Genomic DNA, 18,551 nt, shown 5'->3' on the forward strand with positions numbered 1-18,551 from the left:
TTGAACAATTAAAAACAAATGACGACCCTGGTCGTCAAATCAAAGGAGGCTATTATGAGCGACGATACACGTACTTCTGTGACAACAAATGGGATGCTATGGCTGGGGGCCGCCATCGGCATTGCTGAAATTTTTACCGGGACCCTCTTTGCCCCCCTGGGCTGGCAGACGGGGCTCCTGGCCATTGTGCTGGGCCACCTGATTGGGGGCGTCATGCTCTTTTTGGTGGGTCGGATCGGGGCCCAAACGGGCCGGACGGCCATGGAGACCCTAAAGATTGCCTTTGGTGAGAAGGGCGGCTTATTTTTCGCCGTCCTCAATGTCCTCCAGCTCCTCGGCTGGACGGCGGTCATGATTGTCAGCGGGGCCAGTGCCGTCAATGTCCTCTTTGGCCGGCCTGATGCCAGTGTCATTGGGGGCTGTGTCTTTATCGGCCTCCTCATTGCCGCCTGGCTCATGTATGGCCCCCATTCCCTGGGGCGGGTCAATTCCCTGGTGGTCCTGGGTCTGGCCGCCCTCTGTATCTTTTTAAGCTACCGGATTGCGACCACCGATGTGGTCACCAGCCAATCCTTTGAGGCCATCAGCTTTGGGGCCGCTGTAGAGCTGGCCGTGGCCATGCCCCTGTCCTGGCTGCCGGTCATTTCAGACTATACCTCCCGGGCGGAGAAACCGGTCTTGTCCAATACGGTGAGCAATATCAGCTACTTTATCGGGTCCTGCTGGATGTACACCATTGGTATGGGGGCAGCCATCAGCACCGGCTATACGGACTTATCCATGCTCATGCAAATGATGGGCTTTGGGGTGATTGGCCTGGGGATTATCGTCTTCTCCACCGTCACCACCACCTTTTTAGATGCCCGATCGGCAGCCATCAGCTTCCGCAGCATCAATACCAGGATCGCCGAAAAGCCCCTGGCCCTCCTGGGGACGGCCATCGGAACCCTGGTGGCCTGCTTTGTGCCCATGACTTCTTATGAGTCCTTCCTTTACCTGATTGGGTCCTGCTTCACACCCATGGTGGGGATTTTACTGGCCGAGTACTACCTCTTAAACCATAAGGAGGTCCGCCAGGCCATCAGTGGGGTCAACTTCATCATCTGGTGCCTAGGCTTTATCATCTACCGGGTGGTCCTGGGCATGGCCCCGGTCACCGGGATTACCCTACCGGTGGTCCTCTTGATTACCCTCCTCACCTATCTTGTCCACCGGATCCTGGAAAAAGAGGGGCCCGTCAGGGGCCTGTCCCATTAGAGCCTGTCCAACCCTTAAATCGCTATAGACTGACAAAAGAGACGCATCCAACCGGGTGCGTCTCTTTTGTCTTGGTCTATTTTTCATGCCGTCAGGCTGGATTGGTTAGTTTTGACCTTTTTCCAGGCCCTGGGGTTCATGGCCCCGTAAGACATAGAGGACATCGATGAGCCCCCCTCCGTCCAGGGTGTAGGCCTTGTTATAGTCCAGGCCCGGGCCAATGAGGTATTCCGGCACCGTAAAGGGCAAGAGGTCCCGGATGGCAGCCGGGTCAGTGACCTGGAGAACTTCCTCGCCATCGACGGCCTTCCGCAGGGTGAGGCTGCCGGGTTGCAGGCCGGGGTCAGCCAGGTCTTCGGGCCCATCCAGGTGACCGGTAAGGGTCAGCCGGTTTAAGAGGGCCATAAGGGCCTGGTCATCGGCGTAGATGGGGATTTCCATATTGAAGGCAGATTGCTTTTCATAATTGCCCCCGTCTTCCAGCCTAGGTGCAAAGATGAGCTCGGCCACAGGTGGCTCTTGGCGGATGAACTGCCGCCGGGCCGCCAGGTCTTCTTTGAGGGCGGTGATGATTTCGGCCCCGGAGACCGGTTGGCCGCCAACCGGGTTGGTGGTGTAGGTATCCCGGACATTTGGCTCGCCATGGTAGAGGACCTGCTTATATTGGAGACTAAGACTTTCCAGCTTTTTGGGCAGGTCCTCGCTAAAGAGGTCCTTGTAGAGCCGGGCCCGGTAGGCGTCATCGGCGTAGACCGGGGCATAGGCTTCATTTAAGCTGGGCCGGTCCATGGTGTAACGACGGACAATGGTCTGGCCATTGTCAAGTTTCCAGGTCACCTGGCCCCCTTCCAGGGCTTCTTCTGCCAGACGCCCCGCTTGGACCCGGTCGGCATCCTTGGCATAGCCGGCCTGGAGGTTCTTGGCCAGGGTCAGACCCTGGGGTAGGAGCGGCCCGGATAGGCGGACTTCCTGCTTGGGGTTTTCAATAAGGGTCCGGTTGCCGCTGGCATCGGTCACGATCACCTGGCGGACATCTTGATCTTCAGGCAGGTAGTCGTCAAAGCCGAAGATATCCTGGTGGAGGACTTGGAAAATCCCAAAGGAAATCAGGATACAAATCCCGGTGGCGATGAGGCCCCGGTGCAATTGGTGGACATTCCGGTGGAAGAGGAGGCTCAAGATGACGTGGAGGATAACGCCCCCTATAATGAGGCCCACGATAAAGGCCGGGACGGCGTCTTCGGTCATACTGTAGAAGGCGAGACCGGCCAGGAGGGTCCCGGCAACGACCACCAGCCCCTTGACCGGGTACTCGGTCACCGGGTAAATAAAGGTATAGCCGCTCCGTTCAGAGGGCCGGCGCCGGTAGAGGACCAGGGACAGGGCCAGGGCCAGGATAATGACAGCCAGGAGCCAGAGCCGGGTCCCCATGGGCAGGAGGGCAATCCCGCCTTCGCCATAATCCAGGCCAGTCAGGAGGAGGGTAGGTAGGGACCACATGGCCAGCTTATCCAGCCAGTCGACACTGACAAAGGTATCCAGCTCCATCTGCATCCATAAGGTCAGGATCAGGGCCACCGTCGGCAGGCCCAGGTGGAAGAGGGCGGCCATGCCCACATGGCCGACCATGTTGCCGGTCAATTGGCCGGCCAGGAGGGTCACTGCATAGGCGGCCAGGTAAAAGATCAGGGTTTCCAGCATAAAGCGGAGGTGGAGGACCAGGGACATGTCCGGGTAGAAGGCCCGGCAAATGATATAGCTGGCCGCCCCCATAACCAGGAGGACCCCGGCAAAAATCAGGAGGCCGGCGGTGGAATAGAGGACCATCCAGCTGGTCCGCTTGACCGGCAGGGCATGGCGGTAGTCCACCTGGACCCGGTCGTGCTGGTAGGCACTGAAGATAAAGGCAAAGGCCAGGCCCAGCATAACCGCCACCAGCATGCCGGGCAGGTAGAGACCGCCCTCGGTCAGCTGCCGGTAGGCACCCGCCCGGTCAGCCAGCTGGAGGGTCGACCGGATGCTGTAGAGGCTAAAGTAGGCCAGGACCGGACCGGCCAGGAGCATGAAGAGGCCGGATAAGAGACCCAGCCACCAATAAGCCTTCAGATAAAGGCCCAGGCTCCGGCTAAAGCTAAAATGCGACGATTTCGGTGTCATAACCCTGCACCTCCATTTCTGCTATAAAGACTTCTTCCAAGGTCAGGGGGACCTGTTCCAGGTAGAGGGGGTTCAGGGCCCGGACCTGGGCCATAACGGTCGCCAGGTCACCCCGGCAGATAAACTGAACCAGCCGGCCCCTTTGGCTGAACTTGACCAGGTCCAGGGCCTTAAAGGCTTCAGCCCCGAGGGGCTCGTCAAAGGCACACTGGATGTGGTGGAGCTGGTCGGTGAGCTGGCCCATCTCCCGGTCTAGGACCAGCCGGCCCTCATGGAGGAAGGCGATGTGGTCACAAAAGTCCTCCAGTTCCCGAAGGTTGTGGGAGGTGATGATGACCGACCGGTCGCCATCGGCAATGAGGTCAGCCAGGATGCGTTTAACCAGGAGCCGCTTGACCGGGTCCAGGCCGTCAAAGGTTTCGTCACAGAGGATGTAGGGGGTATTGGCGGCCAGGGCCAGGATGATATGGGCCTGGCGCTGCATCCCCTTGGAGAAGGTCGACAGCCGGGCGCTTGGATTGAGCTGAAAGCGCTTGGCCAAGTCCTGGACCTGGGCCAGGTCATAGTTGGGGTAGTACTGGCTGTAGTCCCGGGCCAGGTCATTCAGGCTGGCCCCACCGGGAATATAAAAGGCATCGGGGATAAAGAAGATATTCTCCTTGGCGGTGGGGTTTTCAAAAATATCCGCCTGCTTGTAGAGACAGCGGCCCTCATCTGCCCGGTAGACCCCGGCCAGGAGGCGTAAAAAGGTACTCTTCCCGCTGCCATTAGACCCAATCAGGCCAAAGATGCTGCCCGGCCGGATCTGGCTAGTGACCTTGTTTAGGGCGGTATGGTCACCAAAGGCCTTACTTAACTTGTCAATCTGAATCATCTGCCGCCCTCCTTTCGCTTGTCTGGGCATAAATGCGGGCCAGCTCCCGGCTGGCTTCTTCTTTTGTCACGCCGACTTCTTTGAGCTGGAAACCGGCTTCCTGAAAGCGGACCAGGGCCTCCGGCCGTCGTCGGGCTTGGAGCGCCGCCCGGTCCAGGGCGATAAAGGATCCCCGGCCCGGCAGGGAGTAGATAAAGCCGGATACTTCCATGAGTTGGTAGGCCTTGGCAATGGTATTGGGGTTGATGGCCAGGTCCTTGGCCAGGGACCGCACACTGGGCAGCTGGTCTTCCCGCTTGAGGGCGCCAGCCAGGACCAGGGCTTCAAAGCCGGTCTGGATTTGTTCATAAATCGGGACCCGGCTCCGGTGGTCGATATGAATCATGCCCGTGCCTCCTTTCTTTGGCTTGTCATTCAGCTAGACACTGTTAATGGTGTACTAGTTGTGGTAGTACAGTTATTATACATCCGGCCGGTCCGTCCTGTCAAGAGACAACCAGAGGAAAGGGACCTATATGTAAGCTTAACAAGATGTTATTATTTTCTACACAAGTTTGTTACGATTTCTTAACGCCCATCCCTTATACTAATAACCAAGACGAGGTTTTCTCTCCCTTTCCTCGTTGCACAACAACCAACCATACATTGCAATCCTTGACCGCCGCCATCCCCCTGATGGCGGCGGTCTCCTTATGTGGTAAAATAAGAAAATACATCTTGGACAAGGAGCTTATGATGACAGCCTTATTAATTGATTGTGACGGGACCCTCTGCGATACCCTCTCCATTTGGACCCACCTGGCCGAAGATGACCTCATCGCCCGGGGACTCAAGCCTGAAGCCAGCTTAAAAGAAGATATTGCCCCCTTCAGCATGGCCCAGGCCGCTTACTTTATCTGTAGCCGGTATGGCCTGGGCTGCGGGCCTGAGGCCGTTATTGCCGCCTGGGAGGACCAGCTCAGCCACTTTTACCGGGCAGAGGCCCCGGCCAAGGCCGGCGCCCGGCAGTTTTTGGAAAGGGCCAGCCAGCTTGGCCTGCCGGCCTATTGCGTCACCCTGACCCCTTTGAGCCTGGTCGGCCCCCTCTTGGACCGGACCGGCCTGGCCCCCCTTCTGGCCGGAATCTTTAGCGGCCATGACCTCCGCCTGGGCAAGGACAGCCCGGCCCTCTACAGCTATGCCGCCAAGGCGGCCGGCCGGGCGCCTTCCCAGTGCCTGGTCATTGAGGACTCCCTCTTTGCCCTCCAGGTGGCCATGGATGCCGGTTTCCAGGGCTGGGCCTTTATCGATGACTGGCATGGCCCGGACCAGGCCGAGGCCTTAAAGGCCCAGGCCCAGGCAACCCTCTACCGGTGGCCAGAAGCGGAAGCCTTACTAACCGGCCTAAAATAATGGCCGGGGTTCTTGCAGTGGTCCATGGCCTCTGCTAAACTGATACGGTAAAGGAGGCTTTCCTATGCGAAGCTCAGATGAAACCATCCGCCTGGATCACCATCCGGCGGTTGACGATACCCGCCGCCTGCCCCGGCACCGGTCCCAGGGCGGGCGGCCCCACCGGCAGGGGCCTGCCCCTCGCCGCCAACCGGCCAGACCGGTCCAGCACCGGCCTGTGGCCGGCCAGCCCCCGGTCCAACGGCGGCCGGCCGGTCCCCCACCGGCCCAGCCGACCCCGCCTAAGAAAAACCGCCAAGCCCCACCGGGCTGTGGCTGCCTGGTGACCCTTCTGGTCATTTGCCTGGCCCTGGCCGCGGCCTTCGCCGCCTTTTGGTTTTTCTCCGCCCGGCAGGTGCCGGCCCCCATCGATAGCCTACCGGCCAGCGAGCAGAAGGCCGAGGCCATCCAGCGGGCAGGTAAGAATACCAGCTTTCTCCTGGTCGGCGATGACGAACGGACGGAAGGCGAGCAGGCCCGGAGCGATACCATGCTCTATATGGTCATGCGACCGGTCGATAAAAAAATCAGCCTGGTCTCCCTCCCCCGGGACTCCCTGGTCACCATTCCCGGCCATGGCGAGGACAAGCTCAATGCAGCCTTTGCCTATGGCGGGATAGACCTCCTCTTGCAGACGGTCACCGACCTCATCGGCCCCAAGGCGGACCATACGGTCCTGGTCAACTTCACCGGCTTTGAGAAGATGGTCAATGCCGTCGGCGGGGTCACCATTGATGTCCCCCAAAAGATGTATAAGCCGGAAGAAGGGATTGACCTGGAAGCCGGCCGGCAAAAGCTCAATGGTCATGATGCCCTAGCCTTTGTCCGCTGGCGGGATGATGGCCTGGGGGATATCGGCCGGATGGACCGGCAAAAGGAATTTATGGCGGCCTTTGCCAAGGAGTGCCGGCTGATGTGGCCCTGGCAGGCTGTCCGCCTGGCTTGGGCCCTCCACCAGGCTGTCGACACTGACCTCTCGGTCCTGGACAGCCTGAAGCTGGTGGTGGACATGGCCGGCATGGGGCCGGACGCTGTCCAGGTAGACCATTTCGAACTCAACCCCCAGTACATCAATAATGTGAGTTACGTCCTGTTAGACCCGGCCGACGTCCGCCGCACCATCGAACGGGTCTACTATGGCATTGAAATCAGTTCAATTTAGGAGGATAAGGGATGGAATTATTCGGTATCCGGATTGATTCGGTGACCCGGGCGGAAGCCCTGGATCAGATTATAAGGGCCTGTCAAGACCAGGCCAGCCTGCAGGTCATTACCGCCAACCCGGAAATTGCCCTGGCGGCCAAGGAAGACCCGGCCCTGCGGGACCTGATCAACAGCGCCGGCCTGGTCACCCCTGACGGCAACGGGATCCTGCTGGCGGCCCGGCTCTTAGGCGACCGCCTGCCGGAGCGGGTCACCGGCATCGACCTGGCGGAAGACCTCTGCCGGATCAGTGGCCAAAAGGACCTGGCCCTTTACTTTCTAGGCGGCAAGCCCGGGGTGGCCCAGGCGGCCGCCGACCGGATGGCCCGGCTCTACCCGGGGGTCCGGGTGGTCGGCAGCCGGCATGGTTACTTTAGGGGCCATGAGGAAGAGGTCCTGGCCGATATTAAGGCCGCCCATCCGGATATCCTCCTGGTGGGCCTTGGGGCCCCGGCCCAGGAAAGCTTTATCCGCCGCTGGCAAAAAGACCTGGCTGTGCCGGTGGCGATCGGGGTCGGGGGGTCCTTTGACGTCATGAGCGGGCAGATCCGCCGGGCCCCGGACCTGGTCCAAAGGCTCCGGCTGGAATGGGCCTGGCGGATTTTTTCCGATTGGCGCCGCCTGCCCCGGCTCCTGAATTTGGTCCGCTTTGTCGGGGCCGTCTGCCGGGAGAAGGTCCACCGGCGCCGGTAAGCGAGGCTGCCTATATATTTTTCTTATGATAGGCATTTTGCCCCTTTTTGGCTGCTTTTTGCCTTGAATTGGCCTTTTATCTATAGTACACTTTGAGTGGTGAGATACGACACAATATTTGTATTTTTAAAGGAGAGATAGAGTTATGTGGTTAATGGTAGATCAAGATGCATGCTTAGGTTGCGCTTCCTGCGAAGCAGTTGCTCCGGAAATTTTCAGCATGAACGCTGACGGTAAAGCTGAAGCTTTAAACGAAGTGACCGAAGATCAAAAAGCAACGGCTCAAGAAGCCATCGACATTTGCCCGGTTTCCTGCATCAGCTGGGACGAAGAATAATTTATTGTTAGGGCCCCTTAGGGGGCCTATTTTTTTATGCCTGGACGAACCGGATACCAGAAAAGCCACCTGCGCGCGCAGGTGGCTTTTCTTTATCATTTGAAGGTCCTCATTCTTTATCCTTATCTTTGGCCTTTTTCTCGGCCCGCTGGTCTTTTTGCTTGTCCGGGGCCTGGCTCTGATACCGGTCATTAAAGTCTTCCCTGACCATAATATCGACCACTTCCACATGGCAGGTATGGACGCTGAGACCGGCCTGGTCTTGGAGGGCGGCGTCCAGGCTGTCTGACAGGGCCCGGAAAACTTCCTTACCCTTGGCCCCATAGGCGAGGACTGCCTGGAGGTTCAGGTCAACCTGGCCGGCTGCCTGACCGGCCTCACTGCTAGCCATGTGCCCGTCTAGGGCCAGGAGCCCGTCAATATCTGCAACGGCCTGGGCAAAGACCTTCTGCAGGGCCTCCCGGCTCAGGGAGAAGGTCCGAGACTGGCCTTGGCCCTGGTCGCCGGCCGGCTGGCCAGCAGCCGGGGCACTTACCTGGGCGGGTTGAGCCGGCTGGGCTTGTTGCGCCTGTTGGGCCTCTTGGTCAGCTTGAGGCTGCTGGGCGCTCTGGGCGGTCGGGCCCTGGTAGTTGATGGCGCAGTAGCCGTCATCGCCGCCGGTGCCATAGTAGCAGTCGTAGGCGTTGGCGCCGTAGTCGCCGTCGGCATGGGCCGGGGCCCGGTGGGGGGCTTCCTGGAACATGCCGGGCCCTTGGGGGCCGGCCGGGCCGGCTTGGCCGAACTGCCAGTCGCAGTAGCCATCGTCCTGGCCGGTGCCGTAGTAGCAGTCATAGGCATTGCCCTGGTAGTCGCCGGTATAGGTCATGGGGGCCTTGGGCCCTTGGGCCTGTTGACCAGCTTGAGGCTGCCGGCCGCTCTGGGCGGTCGGGCCCTGGTAGTTGATGGCGCAGTAGCCGTCATCGCCGCCGGTGCCATAGTAGCAGTCGTAGGCGTTGGCGCCGTAGTCGCCGTCGGCATGGGCCGGGGCCCGGTGGGGGGCTTCCTGGAACATGCCGGGCCCTTGGGGGCCGGCCGGGCCGGCTTGGCCAAACTGCCAGTCGCAGTAGCCATCGTCCTGGCCGGTGCCGTAGTAGCAGTCATAGGCATTGCCCTGGTAGTCGCCGGTATAGGTCATGGGCGCCTTGGGCCCTTGGGCCTGGTAGCCAGCTTGGGCCGGCTGGCCGCTCTGGGCGGTCGGGCCCTGGTAGTGGATAGCGCAGTAACCGTCATCGCCGCCGGTGCCATAGTAGCAGTCGTAGGCGTTGACGCCGTAGTCGCCGTCGGCATGGGCCGGGGCCCGGTGGGGGGCTTCCTGGAACATACCGGGCCCTTGCGGACCGGCCGGGCCGGCTTGGCCGAACTGCCAATCGCAGTAGCCATCGTCCTGGCCGGTGCCGTAGTAGCAGTCATAGGCATTGCCCTGGTAGTCGCCGGTGTAGGTCATGGGCGCTTTAGGGACCTGGGAACTGCCCTGGCCCGGCTGGACATACCGGTCATAGGGGGCAGTGGCCCCGGTATACTCCCGGCCGTAGGCGCTGGCATAGTCACCATAGCGGACCGGGATCTGCCGGCTGGTTTCCAGGCTGCCCCGGCGGAGGCCGGTCGGCCCTTGGGGGACATTTTGCTGGCCCTGGCGCCCATGCTCGCCGCCGCGGGTCCGATGGACCAGGGGCGGGACGCTATCGCCGGAGACGTAGGCATCATAGGGGTTGTGGCCATAGTCGGCGGCATAGTCCTTGCTGCTCACCGGGCCTCTGGCGGTCTGGCCCTGGTGGCTGGAAAAATCGTAGTAGGGGCGTTTATTCTTCTTATTTTGCTTTTTCTTTTTACTCAATGAAAGCACGTCCTTTCATATGGAGAAGCCGGTGGGTTCATATATGTCATGTACCCGGAAGGCCCCCGGTTTAATAGGCGCCGGGACCTGGGCAAGATTGTTTGAAAGCGAACCATGAACGATAAAAAGCGCCCCTAAGGGCGCTCATGTGTATAAGCTTAGAAGTTGCCGCGATAACCGCCTTGGGGAGCCGGACGGCCATAGCCCTGTTGATAGCCTTGTTGAGGGCCGTTGTAGCCACGGTTGTTCCGGTAGGATTGGTCACGACGATCGTTGTATTCGTCTTCATACCGGTTGATGAACCGTTGGCCGGCCTGGTCATAGGTGTTGAACCGGCTTTGAGCAGCCTGTTCAAATTCTTCCCGGGTCATGACATCGGTGACTTCTACGTTTAATTCAACGAGTTCTAAGCCGGTCATGACAGCCAATTGACGGCCGATGTGTTCACGCAGTTTTTTGAAGATTTCCGGTGCCGGCGCGCCATATTCCAGGATGGCCTTGAGGTCAACGACCACTTGCTCGCCACCGATTTCTACACTAACGCCTTCCTTGGGGTCAGCGCCGCTGTTGCCATCATCAATGTTATTCATGATGCTGCCGGCTAGGCCGCTGATGATGTTGCCCTTGAGAGCCATAACACCTTTGATTTCGCGGGCGGCAATCCCGGCAATTTTTTCGATAACGCTATCAGCGAAAACGAAGCTGTCTTCATGGGGACGTTCGTCAACGTCAGCGGTTGCTTCTTCGTATTTTTCAGTGACAAAGTCTTTGCCCTGGGCAGCCTTTTCCTTGATGGCATCCTTGGCGTCACCGGCTTTTTCCTTGACGGTTTCAGCGGCATTGCCGGCCTTTTCTTTAGCGGATTCGGCAGCGTCGCCAGCCTTATCGGACAGGTCTTTGTCGTCTCTCTTACGGCCGTAGGCATTGGGTTTATGGTTGGGATTGCCGCCTTCTTTATTGGCAATCGGCGTCCCTTGGGCCTGCGGCGCCAGTTTCGGGTCTGCCGGTTCATTGAGTTCGCAAGAACCACCGGGGGGAATTAAGGGGTTATTACCTTCGCCATCGCCATTGCAGCCGCCTTTGATATCCGTTTTAGCGCGGAGGGCGTCCATTTCTTTTTGAGATTGTTTTTGTTTTTTATCAGCCATTTCTGGGCTCCTTTCTTCACGTTAACCGTTGATCTGTGGATCAGGTAAGACCCGCAAGTGGTGTTTAATATCCTTGAGGAAGACCAGCTTGGCGGTAGTTGTTTTCCTGACGATTGTCGCGGTTTTGCTTTTCGTATTCTTTTTGGGTCATGACATCAACGACACGGACATTTAATTCACGGAGTTTCAGGCCGGTCATTTGGAAGAGTTGAGCCCGGACCCGTTCTTTCATTTCAGCAAAGATATCCGGGGCGGAAGCGCCGAATTCTAAGATAAGCTTAACATCTACGGTGACGTCTCTTTCATTGACATCTGCAGAAATCCCCTTGGTCACGTTCGGGCCGGAGGTGAAGTTTTCGGCAATGCCGCTCATGAAGTTGCCCTTCATGTCTAAGATACCGGGGATTTCACGGGCCGTAATCCCGGCGATTTTTTCAATGACGGAGTCGTCAAAGGAAAGGGTGTCGGTATAGGTTTGCCCTTCAATTTCATCTTTATTGTAGGCATCCGGTAAGTTGGCTGCGTTTTTGTTTTGTTCAGACATAATTGGCCTCCTTTTAGGCATTTGATTGTTTATTTTTACTTGGAAAAGACTTGCTTGGATTTTTTGCGTCTTTATAAGAACTTACTGAGTAAAGCATATACAATCGGGTTACCGTCACGCCAACCGCCATAGACGTAGGCGATGGCCACGAAAATCGCCCCCAGTAAAGTATATCCGAAACCGAAGATAGCGATACATAGGGCCAGTACGACAGCAATGAAGATGCTGGTAATGGTGTGACGCCGTCTTTGCCATAAGGCCTTTACCGCAGGGCTGGATAATTGACGTTCCACCCAGCCTTGGGCAGGTTGATTATTCATAGGCATGTTGCCCTGATAGCCGGTCGGTTGGTTTTGATAGGGCTGATTTGTCTGCGGCGGAGCGTCAGGCGCATCATAGCGGTCCCAGTTGATTCCGTTAGACATGATCTCACCTACCTATTCTTTGCGTCAGCCGGATCTGCTTCGTAAAAAGATACTTGGACATCTTCAACGGGCAGACCGGTTAAAGTAGTAATTTCTCGACTAATCCGGTCTTTAATGGCTTGGCCGTACTGGTCCAGGTTGGCCCCATGACGGATACCGCAGTTGACCTTGGCCCGAATACTGGGCTCGCGGCCGTCTTTAATATCCATCTGGACTTCGCTTTCCTGGATGCCGTCATAGCCGGCCAGGGTAGACTGAACAGCGCCGGAAATCGCTTCTTCGCTCACTTCAACCGATCCATCATCATGGTTAAAGGTCAGCTTGCGATCGCGCCGGCGGGCGAATAACCCCTTCAGCATGAGGAATAGCCCCACAAGGGCGGTAATGGCCGCCAAGGCACAAGTCACGTAAAATCCTGCATAAAACATATTGTCTGTAAGGCCTAAGCCTTGGGCCCAATACCGATTCAGGAACATAAACCGATAGATTCCGTAAAAGGTACCGGCCACGTATAAGACGACAAACAGGCCTAAGAAAAAACTTAAAATCTTTGTTGCTCTGCGCACATGCTCACCTCCGGATATATGCTCATTTTCATCAGATTAACAGCGACAACGGTATTATCTCTACGCTTATAAATATAACCATGAGTAAAACGGATTAAACATATTTTTTATTAATTTTTTCAAAATTGTTTTAAATTAAAAGATTCATCTGGACCGGCAGCGGACTTTGGGCTGAACCGGCAGCCGTCGGCCGGAAAAAAAGCCAACCTCTTATATCATGAAAGTTTGTAAAAGGGCCGCCGGGCGACTTTAGACCCCTTTTTCTTTAAAAGACCGTTTAAAATAAAGCAAAAGGGGTACTTATAGTTATAGAGTTTACCGTACAAGTATGGTATTATGGTATTGGATAATTCATATGAAAACGAACAGGAGGAAATGACCATGTCTTTAGACAAAGATGCAATTGAAAAAGACCCTACTAAATTAACAGAAGGGCATGAAGAAGAAGATTTAGACGCTTTAAAGGGTAGCGGCACTGAAAATATGGAAAGCGCTAACCTGGATAACGATTCCAAGAAATAATATATGCCGGCGTTTTAAGGGCTCGTCACTGCGGCGAGCCCTTCTTTTTATAAGAATGGGGTGATGGTCTTTGGGCGTATTATTATCAAAATTATCCGAGACAGTTATGGCGGTGGTACCGGTGAGCATCCTGGTGCTCCTCCTCCACTTTACGGTGGCGCCGCTACCGGGCCATGAACTGACGAACTTTCTCATTGGGGCTGGACTCATTATCCTGGGCCTGGCAGTCTTCCTCCTGGGGGTCGACCTGGCGGTCACCCCGGTTGGGGAAAATGTCGGTAGTGCCCTGGCCCGCAGCCGAAACCTCCCCTTGATGATGGGGGGCGGGCTGGTCCTGGGTTTCTTCATTAATGTCGCAGAACCCAACCTCCTGGTTATTGCCGGCCAGGTTTTTGAAGCGACCGGCGGGGCCATTAGTATCTTTTCGGTGGTCCTCTTGGCCTCTATCGGGGTGGGGTTGATGATTGCCATTGGCCTCTTACGGATTATCATGCAGTGGCCTCTCAATAATACCCTCCTCCTTTTTTTCGGGATTATCTGCCTCCTGGCGGTTCTCTCGTCTAATGACCTCCTGGGAATTGCTACGGATACCAGCGGGGCCACCACCGGGTCCATGACGGTGCCCTTTATCCTGGCCCTGGGCATTGGGGTCAGCCAGGTTCACGGGGGTAAAAAGGCGGAGGAAGACAGTTTTGGGCTGGCCGGCCTCTCCACAGCCGGGCCGATGAGTGCGGTCATGATCCTGATTATCATCAAGGGCCTGGATAAGGTGGACGGGGGCTTAAGTGAAAGCGGGGCCAGTACAGCCGATACCTGGACCTACCTCCTTGAGGTGGTCAAAGGGGTGGTGATGGACGTCACCAGCGCCATTGTTCCCCTTATTATCATTACGATTATTGCCCAGTTTACCCTCTTAAAGCTGTCCAAACGGGCCTTCACCCGGATTTTAATCGGCTTTGTCTACACCTTCTTTGGCTTTATCCTCTTTTTAAGTGGGGTCAATGTGGGCTTTATGAACGCCGGCAAGGTCATCGGCGAGGCCCTGGCCAACCAATCGGTCCCCCTGGTGATTGCGGTGGGGGCGGCCATTGGCCTCCTGGTCATCCTGGCCGAACCCTCTGTCCACGTCTTATGTGCCCAGATTGAGGATATCACCGCCGGGGCGGTGACCAAGAAGCTTATTTTGGCGACCCTGGCCATTGGGGTTTCCCTGGCCATTGTCCTCACCCTCATCCGGTTGGCGGTTCCCGGCGCCCAGCTCTGGCATTTTCTCCTGCCAGGGTATATGATATGTATGGTCCTCTCCCGGATGACCCCGCCCCTCTTCGTGGGGATGGGTTTTGACTCGGGGACGGCCGCTTCCGGGCCGATGACGGCAACCTTTATTTTAGCCTTCACCCAGGGAGCAGCGACGGCTTGGGGCGGGCCCTCGGGGCTGATTGATGCCTTTGGGGTCATTGCCATGGTGGCCATGACGCCTATTATCTGTGTCCAGGTCTTAGGGATTGTGGCCAACCGTAAAGAAACGAAAGATGATCCTGCTGCATTGTCGAAAGCAGAAGAGAGGTAGATTATGGCTTGTCAATTTAACCTTAATATTGTTTTCCTAGATCCTAAAGACGATAAAAAGGCCCTCCTGGCCGCCGCCCACTCAGGTATTTCCGGCGCCACAGTCTTATACGGCTTAGGGACCAATGCCAGCAAGCTCTTAGCCCTTTTAGGGATTGACCAGTTGCGAAAAGAAATTATGTTGCTTGTGGCCCACGAATCGGCGACCGATACCTTCCATAAAGAGCTGCACAAGGCCTTGGAATTGGATAAGCACGGCCACGGCCTAGTGGTCACCGCCCCCTTGAACCGGGTCTTGGGCTTAAAGGAATTAAATGAGGCGTGTTGGAAAGGAGATGGCAGTATGGACTACGAACTGATTACAATTATTGTCGATAACGGCGTGGCCGATGATATCGTGGCGGCGGCCCACAAGGGCGGCGCCAAGGGGGCAACCACCCTCCATGGCCACGGAACAGCCAGTCATAAGGCAGCCAAGTTTTTTAACTTGGAAATCGAACCGGAAAAGGAAATCGTGCTCATTGTCGCCCCCGGGGACCAAGTGGAAAGCATTATCGGCTCTGTCCGCGCTGCCCACGAATTTGAAGGGCCCAACAGCGGCGTCCTCTTTTCCATGAACCTGGATAAGGTCACCGGCCTCTTTAAGGGCGAATAAGACCCCGACAGGACTGTAGAAAATCAACTTGCATATAAAAGAACCCTTGGGGCCAGCGTCCCCAAGGGTTCTTTTTATTCTTCTTCCAAATCACGGGGGACCTGGTAAAGTACTTTTTTAATCATCTTTTCAAATTTCGGTCGGGCCAGCCAGACTTCCCGCTCGCAACCCTGGCAGCGGATGCGGAAGTCCATCCCCCGGCGGAGGATTAACCACTGGTCGCTCCCACAGGGGTGGGCCTTCTTCATCTGAACCACATCCCCGACCTGTAAATCCATGGGCATGACGCCACCTCCCTTATCTAATCCTGGGACTGCCCGACCTTGGCCTTTTCCCGGTCGGCACCGGCATCAGTATTTGGCCCCGTCGCCTCCCGGATGACCATCTGGTCATAGGCCAGGGTCAAGCCCCGGCGGTCGAATTCATCCTTAATCATGACCCGGAGCTGGCGGCCATGGGTCCAGTGGCTCAGGTTACCCGAGGCAAAGGTCAGCCGCCAGAGGGCCCGGCCCGGTTCAAAGGCGGCAATATCCAGAACTTCCGCCGGGCTATAGAGGTTTTCATTGGGCTGGACATAGGCATTAAAGGTCTCGCAGACCGCCTCCAGGGCCGCCCTGACCTCTGCATTCCTGTAATTACAGGAAACAGGGACATCCAGGAAGACGATATTGGGGTACTTGGAAAAGTTGACCACCACATCAATGAGGCCATTGGGAATATAAACTGTTTCCCCGTAGTCGGTCCGTAAAACCGTTGACCGCATGCCAATACTCAGGACCTCGCCTTCATGGCCGGCGGCTAAGATGCGGTCACCGACATCATAATTCCGTTCGATTAAAGTAAATAAACCGCTGACCCAGTCTTTAATGATGCTCTGAGACACAAAGGCGATGAGGACCCCGGCTAACCCGGCACTGGCCACCAGGCCCCGGATATCAAAGCCGATGATGCTGAGAATCCCCATGATGCTGATAAAGATCATGAAATAGTTGAAGATGCTTTCAATCAAGTGGCCGGCTGTCGTCAGCTGGACGCCACCGGCTGCCGAGGCGCCCCGGCGCTGTTGGCGCATGATCCGCCGGATGAAAAAGCGGCCAATCCGCCAGATGACAAAGACCACCAGGAGGAGGATAAAAATCCGTATTCCATTTAAGGCATAGGCCCCGAGCCGGTCGGCTGTAAAGAACTGAGCCACAAAGTTAAGCTGGTCCACGGCCGCATCGGCCCCGGCAGAAGCCGCCTCCTTGGCGACTTCCTTGGCTTCAGCCACCTCTGAGCTATCAGCGGCAAAGGCCGGCCGAGAGCTGGCCAGGAAGGTGGCCAGGCCAGCCATCCATAATTTAGTTTGCATTCAAACCTTCTCTCTAAGACATAAAGGGGCTGGTGCCCTGTAAAAAGACACCGACCAGGTACTTGAGGGCCGGCAGGAAAAAACTTTCTTCTGCCGCAGACCCGACGGTGGTCCCCACTCCAAAGGTAACCGTCAGGAGGCTGATGAAACCCATGAGGACCAGCGACATACAGGCACTGACCAGGGCCCCGGCAAAGGCATCAGCCGTTAAGAGCAGGGGCACCTTCTTTAATAAGCGAAAGACCAGGTGGCCCAGGAGGTAGAGGCAGGCCAGGCCGGCCAGCCATAAAAGCACAAATAGTAAAATCCGCCAGCAGGGCACCGAAAGGACATGGGCCACATGGCTGTAAATGCTTTCTGTGGCCTGGGCGCTTTGGGCCATGATCTGGTCATTGAGCCGTTCGCCAAAGTTGCCCGGAAGGGGCAGGGAAGCGATCATATTTCTTAGGCCGGTGGTATCCAGGGCCTCCTCGCCACCGGTCCGCTTGTGGAGGTAGTTTTCAATGAGTTTTTGCACGGTGGCCCGGCCGTTGATTTGCCGGTTCACCGCAGGCTCAATCCGGTCGATTTCCCGCCAGAGAACAAAGAAAATCATGAGAGACCCGACCCAGCCGCCGAGCCGGCGCAAGAGCCCCTTCCGGTAACCCCGGGCCAGGGCCAGGGCAATAACCCCGACGACCAATATATCCCATCCGGTCATAACTGACCTCCTTCACTCGCATAACGGGCTGCTGATAGCCCGGCCAGACGACCGCTGGCCCAGGCCCACTGTAAGTTATAACCGCCACAGTCCCCGGTGACATCCAGGACCTCTCCGCAGGCAAAGAGGCCGGGGACCAACCAGCTCATGAGGCTGTCCGGGTCGAAATCAGCCAGGTCAATGCCACCGGCTGTGACCTGGGCATCCCTATAGGGCCGGAGACCGGTAACTTGTACAGGGTAAGCCTTAACTAACTTAACAAACCGATCCGGAAAATCAGCCGGTAGACCTGCAACCGAGTCGGTCATTTTCCCCTGGACCAGCTGGCGCAAGAGGGCCAGACCCAGAGGCTTGGGCATGAGGCCGGATAAAAAGTCCTCAATCGGCCGGAAGGCCAGACTGACCTGGCGGTCGGTCAGATGGGCCAGGAGCCGGTCTCGGTCTACATCCGGAAAGAGGTCCAGGACCAGCTTACATTGGCCGGATTCGGCTGCGCCAATAGTGTAGGCTAAGTCAAAGGCCAACGGCCCACTCAAGCCATCTTCATTAAATAATAGCTCTCCGTCGGCCAGCAGGTCCCTCCGGCCTGCCTGTAAAGTAGCCTGGGCCCACCAGCGGACCCCCTGGCAGCCGCGGATGGGGTCTTTTTCCGTCAGAATGGGGCAGATGGCCGGATACCGGGCCGTTGACTGGTGGCCAAAGCCTTCCAGGAGCCGGTAGCCATCGGTCGTGCCCCCAAGCTGGGGCGCCGCTTCTCCGCCACAGGCCACCAGGGCTGTAGCACCCTGGATGGCAAAGCCCTGGCCCCGGGCAGTAAAGGCCCCATATTGGCCCTCAAGGGCAGTGACCCGGCAGTCGGTCTTGATGGTCACCCCCAGCTGGAGGGCCCATTGGCGGAGGGCATCGGTGACCATGGCCGCCTTCCGGGCATAAGGGTAGACCCGGTCCCGGTCATCGATATAGGGGGGCAGGCCCACTTGGCTAAAAAAGGCCATGACGGCCTTTTCGTCAAAGCCGGTCATGGCCGGCAGGAGGGCATAGGGGGCAGTGGTGTGGTAGTGGTCCATGCTGATGGTCCGGTGGGTATAGTTGCACCGGCCATTGCCACTGGCGGCAATTTTCCGCCCGACTCTGGGACCGGCCTCCAGGAGGCAGACAGCTGCCCCTTCCCGGCCGGCGGCAATGGCTGCCATCAGGCCCGAGGCCCCGCCGCCGATAATAATCAAATCTGGCATATGGGCAGCCT

At 57.3% G+C, this 18,551-nt stretch carries 20 protein-coding genes; 8 read left to right on the plus strand and 12 right to left on the minus strand.

All coding sequences use genetic code 11. From position 1 onward, the window contains the following. Positions 1 to 54 precede the first annotated feature (54 nt). Complete coding sequence (gene cytX / locus ACKQTC_RS06270; protein WP_408977580.1) at positions 55 to 1,257, plus strand: putative hydroxymethylpyrimidine transporter CytX; 1,203 nt, start codon at positions 55 to 57, stop codon at positions 1,255 to 1,257. A 105-nt stretch (positions 1,258 to 1,362) separates the two neighbouring features. On the opposite strand, the gene ACKQTC_RS06275 is transcribed toward cytX, so the two are convergent. Genes ACKQTC_RS06275 through ACKQTC_RS06285 form a run of 3 tightly spaced genes read right to left on the minus strand, consistent with a single transcriptional unit; the run spans position 1,363 to position 4,673 of the window. Further along, positions 1,363 to 3,414, minus strand: a complete 2,052-nt coding sequence (locus tag ACKQTC_RS06275; protein WP_408977581.1) for a hypothetical protein — start codon at positions 3,412 to 3,414, stop codon at positions 1,363 to 1,365. Beyond that, complete coding sequence (locus ACKQTC_RS06280) at positions 3,389 to 4,288, minus strand: ABC transporter ATP-binding protein (RefSeq protein WP_408977582.1); 900 nt, start codon at positions 4,286 to 4,288, stop codon at positions 3,389 to 3,391. The genes ACKQTC_RS06275 and ACKQTC_RS06280 overlap by 26 nt, the downstream gene beginning before the upstream one ends. Then, positions 4,275 to 4,673 (minus strand): GntR family transcriptional regulator, encoded by a 399-nt coding sequence (locus ACKQTC_RS06285; RefSeq protein WP_408977583.1) that lies wholly within the window; start codon positions 4,671 to 4,673, stop codon positions 4,275 to 4,277. Before ACKQTC_RS06285 ends, ACKQTC_RS06280 begins: the two co-directional genes overlap by 14 nt. A 350-nt stretch (positions 4,674 to 5,023) precedes the next feature. Here ACKQTC_RS06285 and ACKQTC_RS06290 point away from each other — a divergent pair, with 350 nt between their 5' ends. The 4 genes from ACKQTC_RS06290 to ACKQTC_RS06305 all read left to right on the plus strand — a co-directional run bounded on the left by ACKQTC_RS06290 (position 5,024) and on the right by ACKQTC_RS06305 (position 7,952). Then, on the plus strand, positions 5,024 to 5,680 hold the full coding sequence (locus ACKQTC_RS06290) for an HAD family hydrolase (RefSeq protein WP_408977584.1): 657 nt from the start codon (positions 5,024 to 5,026) through the stop codon (positions 5,678 to 5,680). A 64-nt stretch (positions 5,681 to 5,744) separates the two neighbouring features. Then, a complete protein-coding gene (locus tag ACKQTC_RS06295) occupies positions 5,745 to 6,881 on the plus strand; it encodes an LCP family protein (RefSeq protein ID WP_408977585.1) in 1,137 nt (378 codons plus the stop codon). 11 nt (positions 6,882 to 6,892) lie between these two features. After that, positions 6,893 to 7,615: a WecB/TagA/CpsF family glycosyltransferase gene (locus tag ACKQTC_RS06300; protein WP_408977586.1), complete on the plus strand. Its 723-nt coding sequence runs from the start codon at positions 6,893 to 6,895 to the stop codon at positions 7,613 to 7,615. 145 nt (positions 7,616 to 7,760) lie between these two features. After that, positions 7,761 to 7,952, plus strand: a complete 192-nt coding sequence (locus tag ACKQTC_RS06305; RefSeq protein WP_408977587.1) for a ferredoxin — start codon at positions 7,761 to 7,763, stop codon at positions 7,950 to 7,952. A gap of 109 nt (positions 7,953 to 8,061) precedes the next feature. On the opposite strand, the gene ACKQTC_RS06310 is transcribed toward ACKQTC_RS06305, so the two are convergent. From ACKQTC_RS06310 to amaP, 5 genes are all read right to left on the minus strand, one after another. Then, on the minus strand, positions 8,062 to 9,825 hold the full coding sequence (locus ACKQTC_RS06310; protein WP_408977588.1) for a hypothetical protein: 1,764 nt from the start codon (positions 9,823 to 9,825) through the stop codon (positions 8,062 to 8,064). A gap of 158 nt (positions 9,826 to 9,983) precedes the next feature. Then, complete coding sequence (locus tag ACKQTC_RS06315; RefSeq protein ID WP_408977589.1) at positions 9,984 to 10,973, minus strand: Asp23/Gls24 family envelope stress response protein; 990 nt, start codon at positions 10,971 to 10,973, stop codon at positions 9,984 to 9,986. Between the two features lie 64 nt (positions 10,974 to 11,037). Then, entirely contained in the window at positions 11,038 to 11,517 is a 480-nt protein-coding gene (locus ACKQTC_RS06320; RefSeq protein WP_408977590.1) for an Asp23/Gls24 family envelope stress response protein, read from the minus strand. A 71-nt stretch (positions 11,518 to 11,588) separates the two neighbouring features. Beyond that, a complete protein-coding gene (locus ACKQTC_RS06325) occupies positions 11,589 to 11,942 on the minus strand; it encodes a DUF2273 domain-containing protein (protein WP_408977591.1) in 354 nt (117 codons plus the stop codon). A gap of 8 nt (positions 11,943 to 11,950) precedes the next feature. Further along, positions 11,951 to 12,508: an alkaline shock response membrane anchor protein AmaP gene (amaP, locus tag ACKQTC_RS06330; protein ID WP_408977592.1), complete on the minus strand. Its 558-nt coding sequence runs from the start codon at positions 12,506 to 12,508 to the stop codon at positions 11,951 to 11,953. A gap of 381 nt (positions 12,509 to 12,889) precedes the next feature. Between amaP and ACKQTC_RS06335 the strand changes: the two genes are divergently transcribed. From ACKQTC_RS06335 to ACKQTC_RS06345, 3 genes are all read left to right on the plus strand, one after another. Further along, the gene (locus ACKQTC_RS06335; protein ID WP_408977593.1) at positions 12,890 to 13,030 is read left to right on the plus strand and encodes a hypothetical protein; all 141 of its coding nucleotides are present in this window, start codon (positions 12,890 to 12,892) and stop codon (positions 13,028 to 13,030) included. 70 nt (positions 13,031 to 13,100) lie between these two features. After that, complete coding sequence (locus tag ACKQTC_RS06340; protein WP_408977594.1) at positions 13,101 to 14,600, plus strand: DUF1538 domain-containing protein; 1,500 nt, start codon at positions 13,101 to 13,103, stop codon at positions 14,598 to 14,600. Positions 14,601 to 14,603: 3 nt separating this feature from the next. Further along, positions 14,604 to 15,254, plus strand: a complete 651-nt coding sequence (locus ACKQTC_RS06345; protein ID WP_408977595.1) for a P-II family nitrogen regulator — start codon at positions 14,604 to 14,606, stop codon at positions 15,252 to 15,254. 74 nt (positions 15,255 to 15,328) lie between these two features. On the opposite strand, the gene ACKQTC_RS06350 is transcribed toward ACKQTC_RS06345, so the two are convergent. The 4 genes from ACKQTC_RS06350 to ACKQTC_RS06365 are packed head-to-tail and all read right to left on the minus strand — an operon-like array spanning position 15,329 to position 18,540. After that, positions 15,329 to 15,532, minus strand: a complete 204-nt coding sequence (locus tag ACKQTC_RS06350; protein ID WP_408977650.1) for a DUF951 domain-containing protein — start codon at positions 15,530 to 15,532, stop codon at positions 15,329 to 15,331. A 23-nt stretch (positions 15,533 to 15,555) separates the two neighbouring features. Next, entirely contained in the window at positions 15,556 to 16,605 is a 1,050-nt protein-coding gene (locus ACKQTC_RS06355) for a mechanosensitive ion channel family protein (RefSeq protein ID WP_408977596.1), read from the minus strand. 13 nt (positions 16,606 to 16,618) lie between these two features. Continuing rightward, the gene (locus ACKQTC_RS06360; protein ID WP_408977597.1) at positions 16,619 to 17,305 is read right to left on the minus strand and encodes a hypothetical protein; all 687 of its coding nucleotides are present in this window, start codon (positions 17,303 to 17,305) and stop codon (positions 16,619 to 16,621) included. Further along, positions 17,302 to 18,540 carry a BaiN/RdsA family NAD(P)/FAD-dependent oxidoreductase gene (locus ACKQTC_RS06365; protein WP_408977598.1) on the minus strand — a complete coding sequence of 413 codons (1,239 nt, stop codon included), beginning with the start codon at positions 18,538 to 18,540 and terminating at the stop codon, positions 17,302 to 17,304. Before ACKQTC_RS06365 ends, ACKQTC_RS06360 begins: the two co-directional genes overlap by 4 nt. Between the last annotated feature and the right edge of the window lie 11 nt (positions 18,541 to 18,551).

Source organism: Peptococcus simiae, assembly GCF_046097595.1.
Lineage (GTDB): Bacteria > Bacillota > Peptococcia > Peptococcales > Peptococcaceae > Peptococcus > Peptococcus simiae.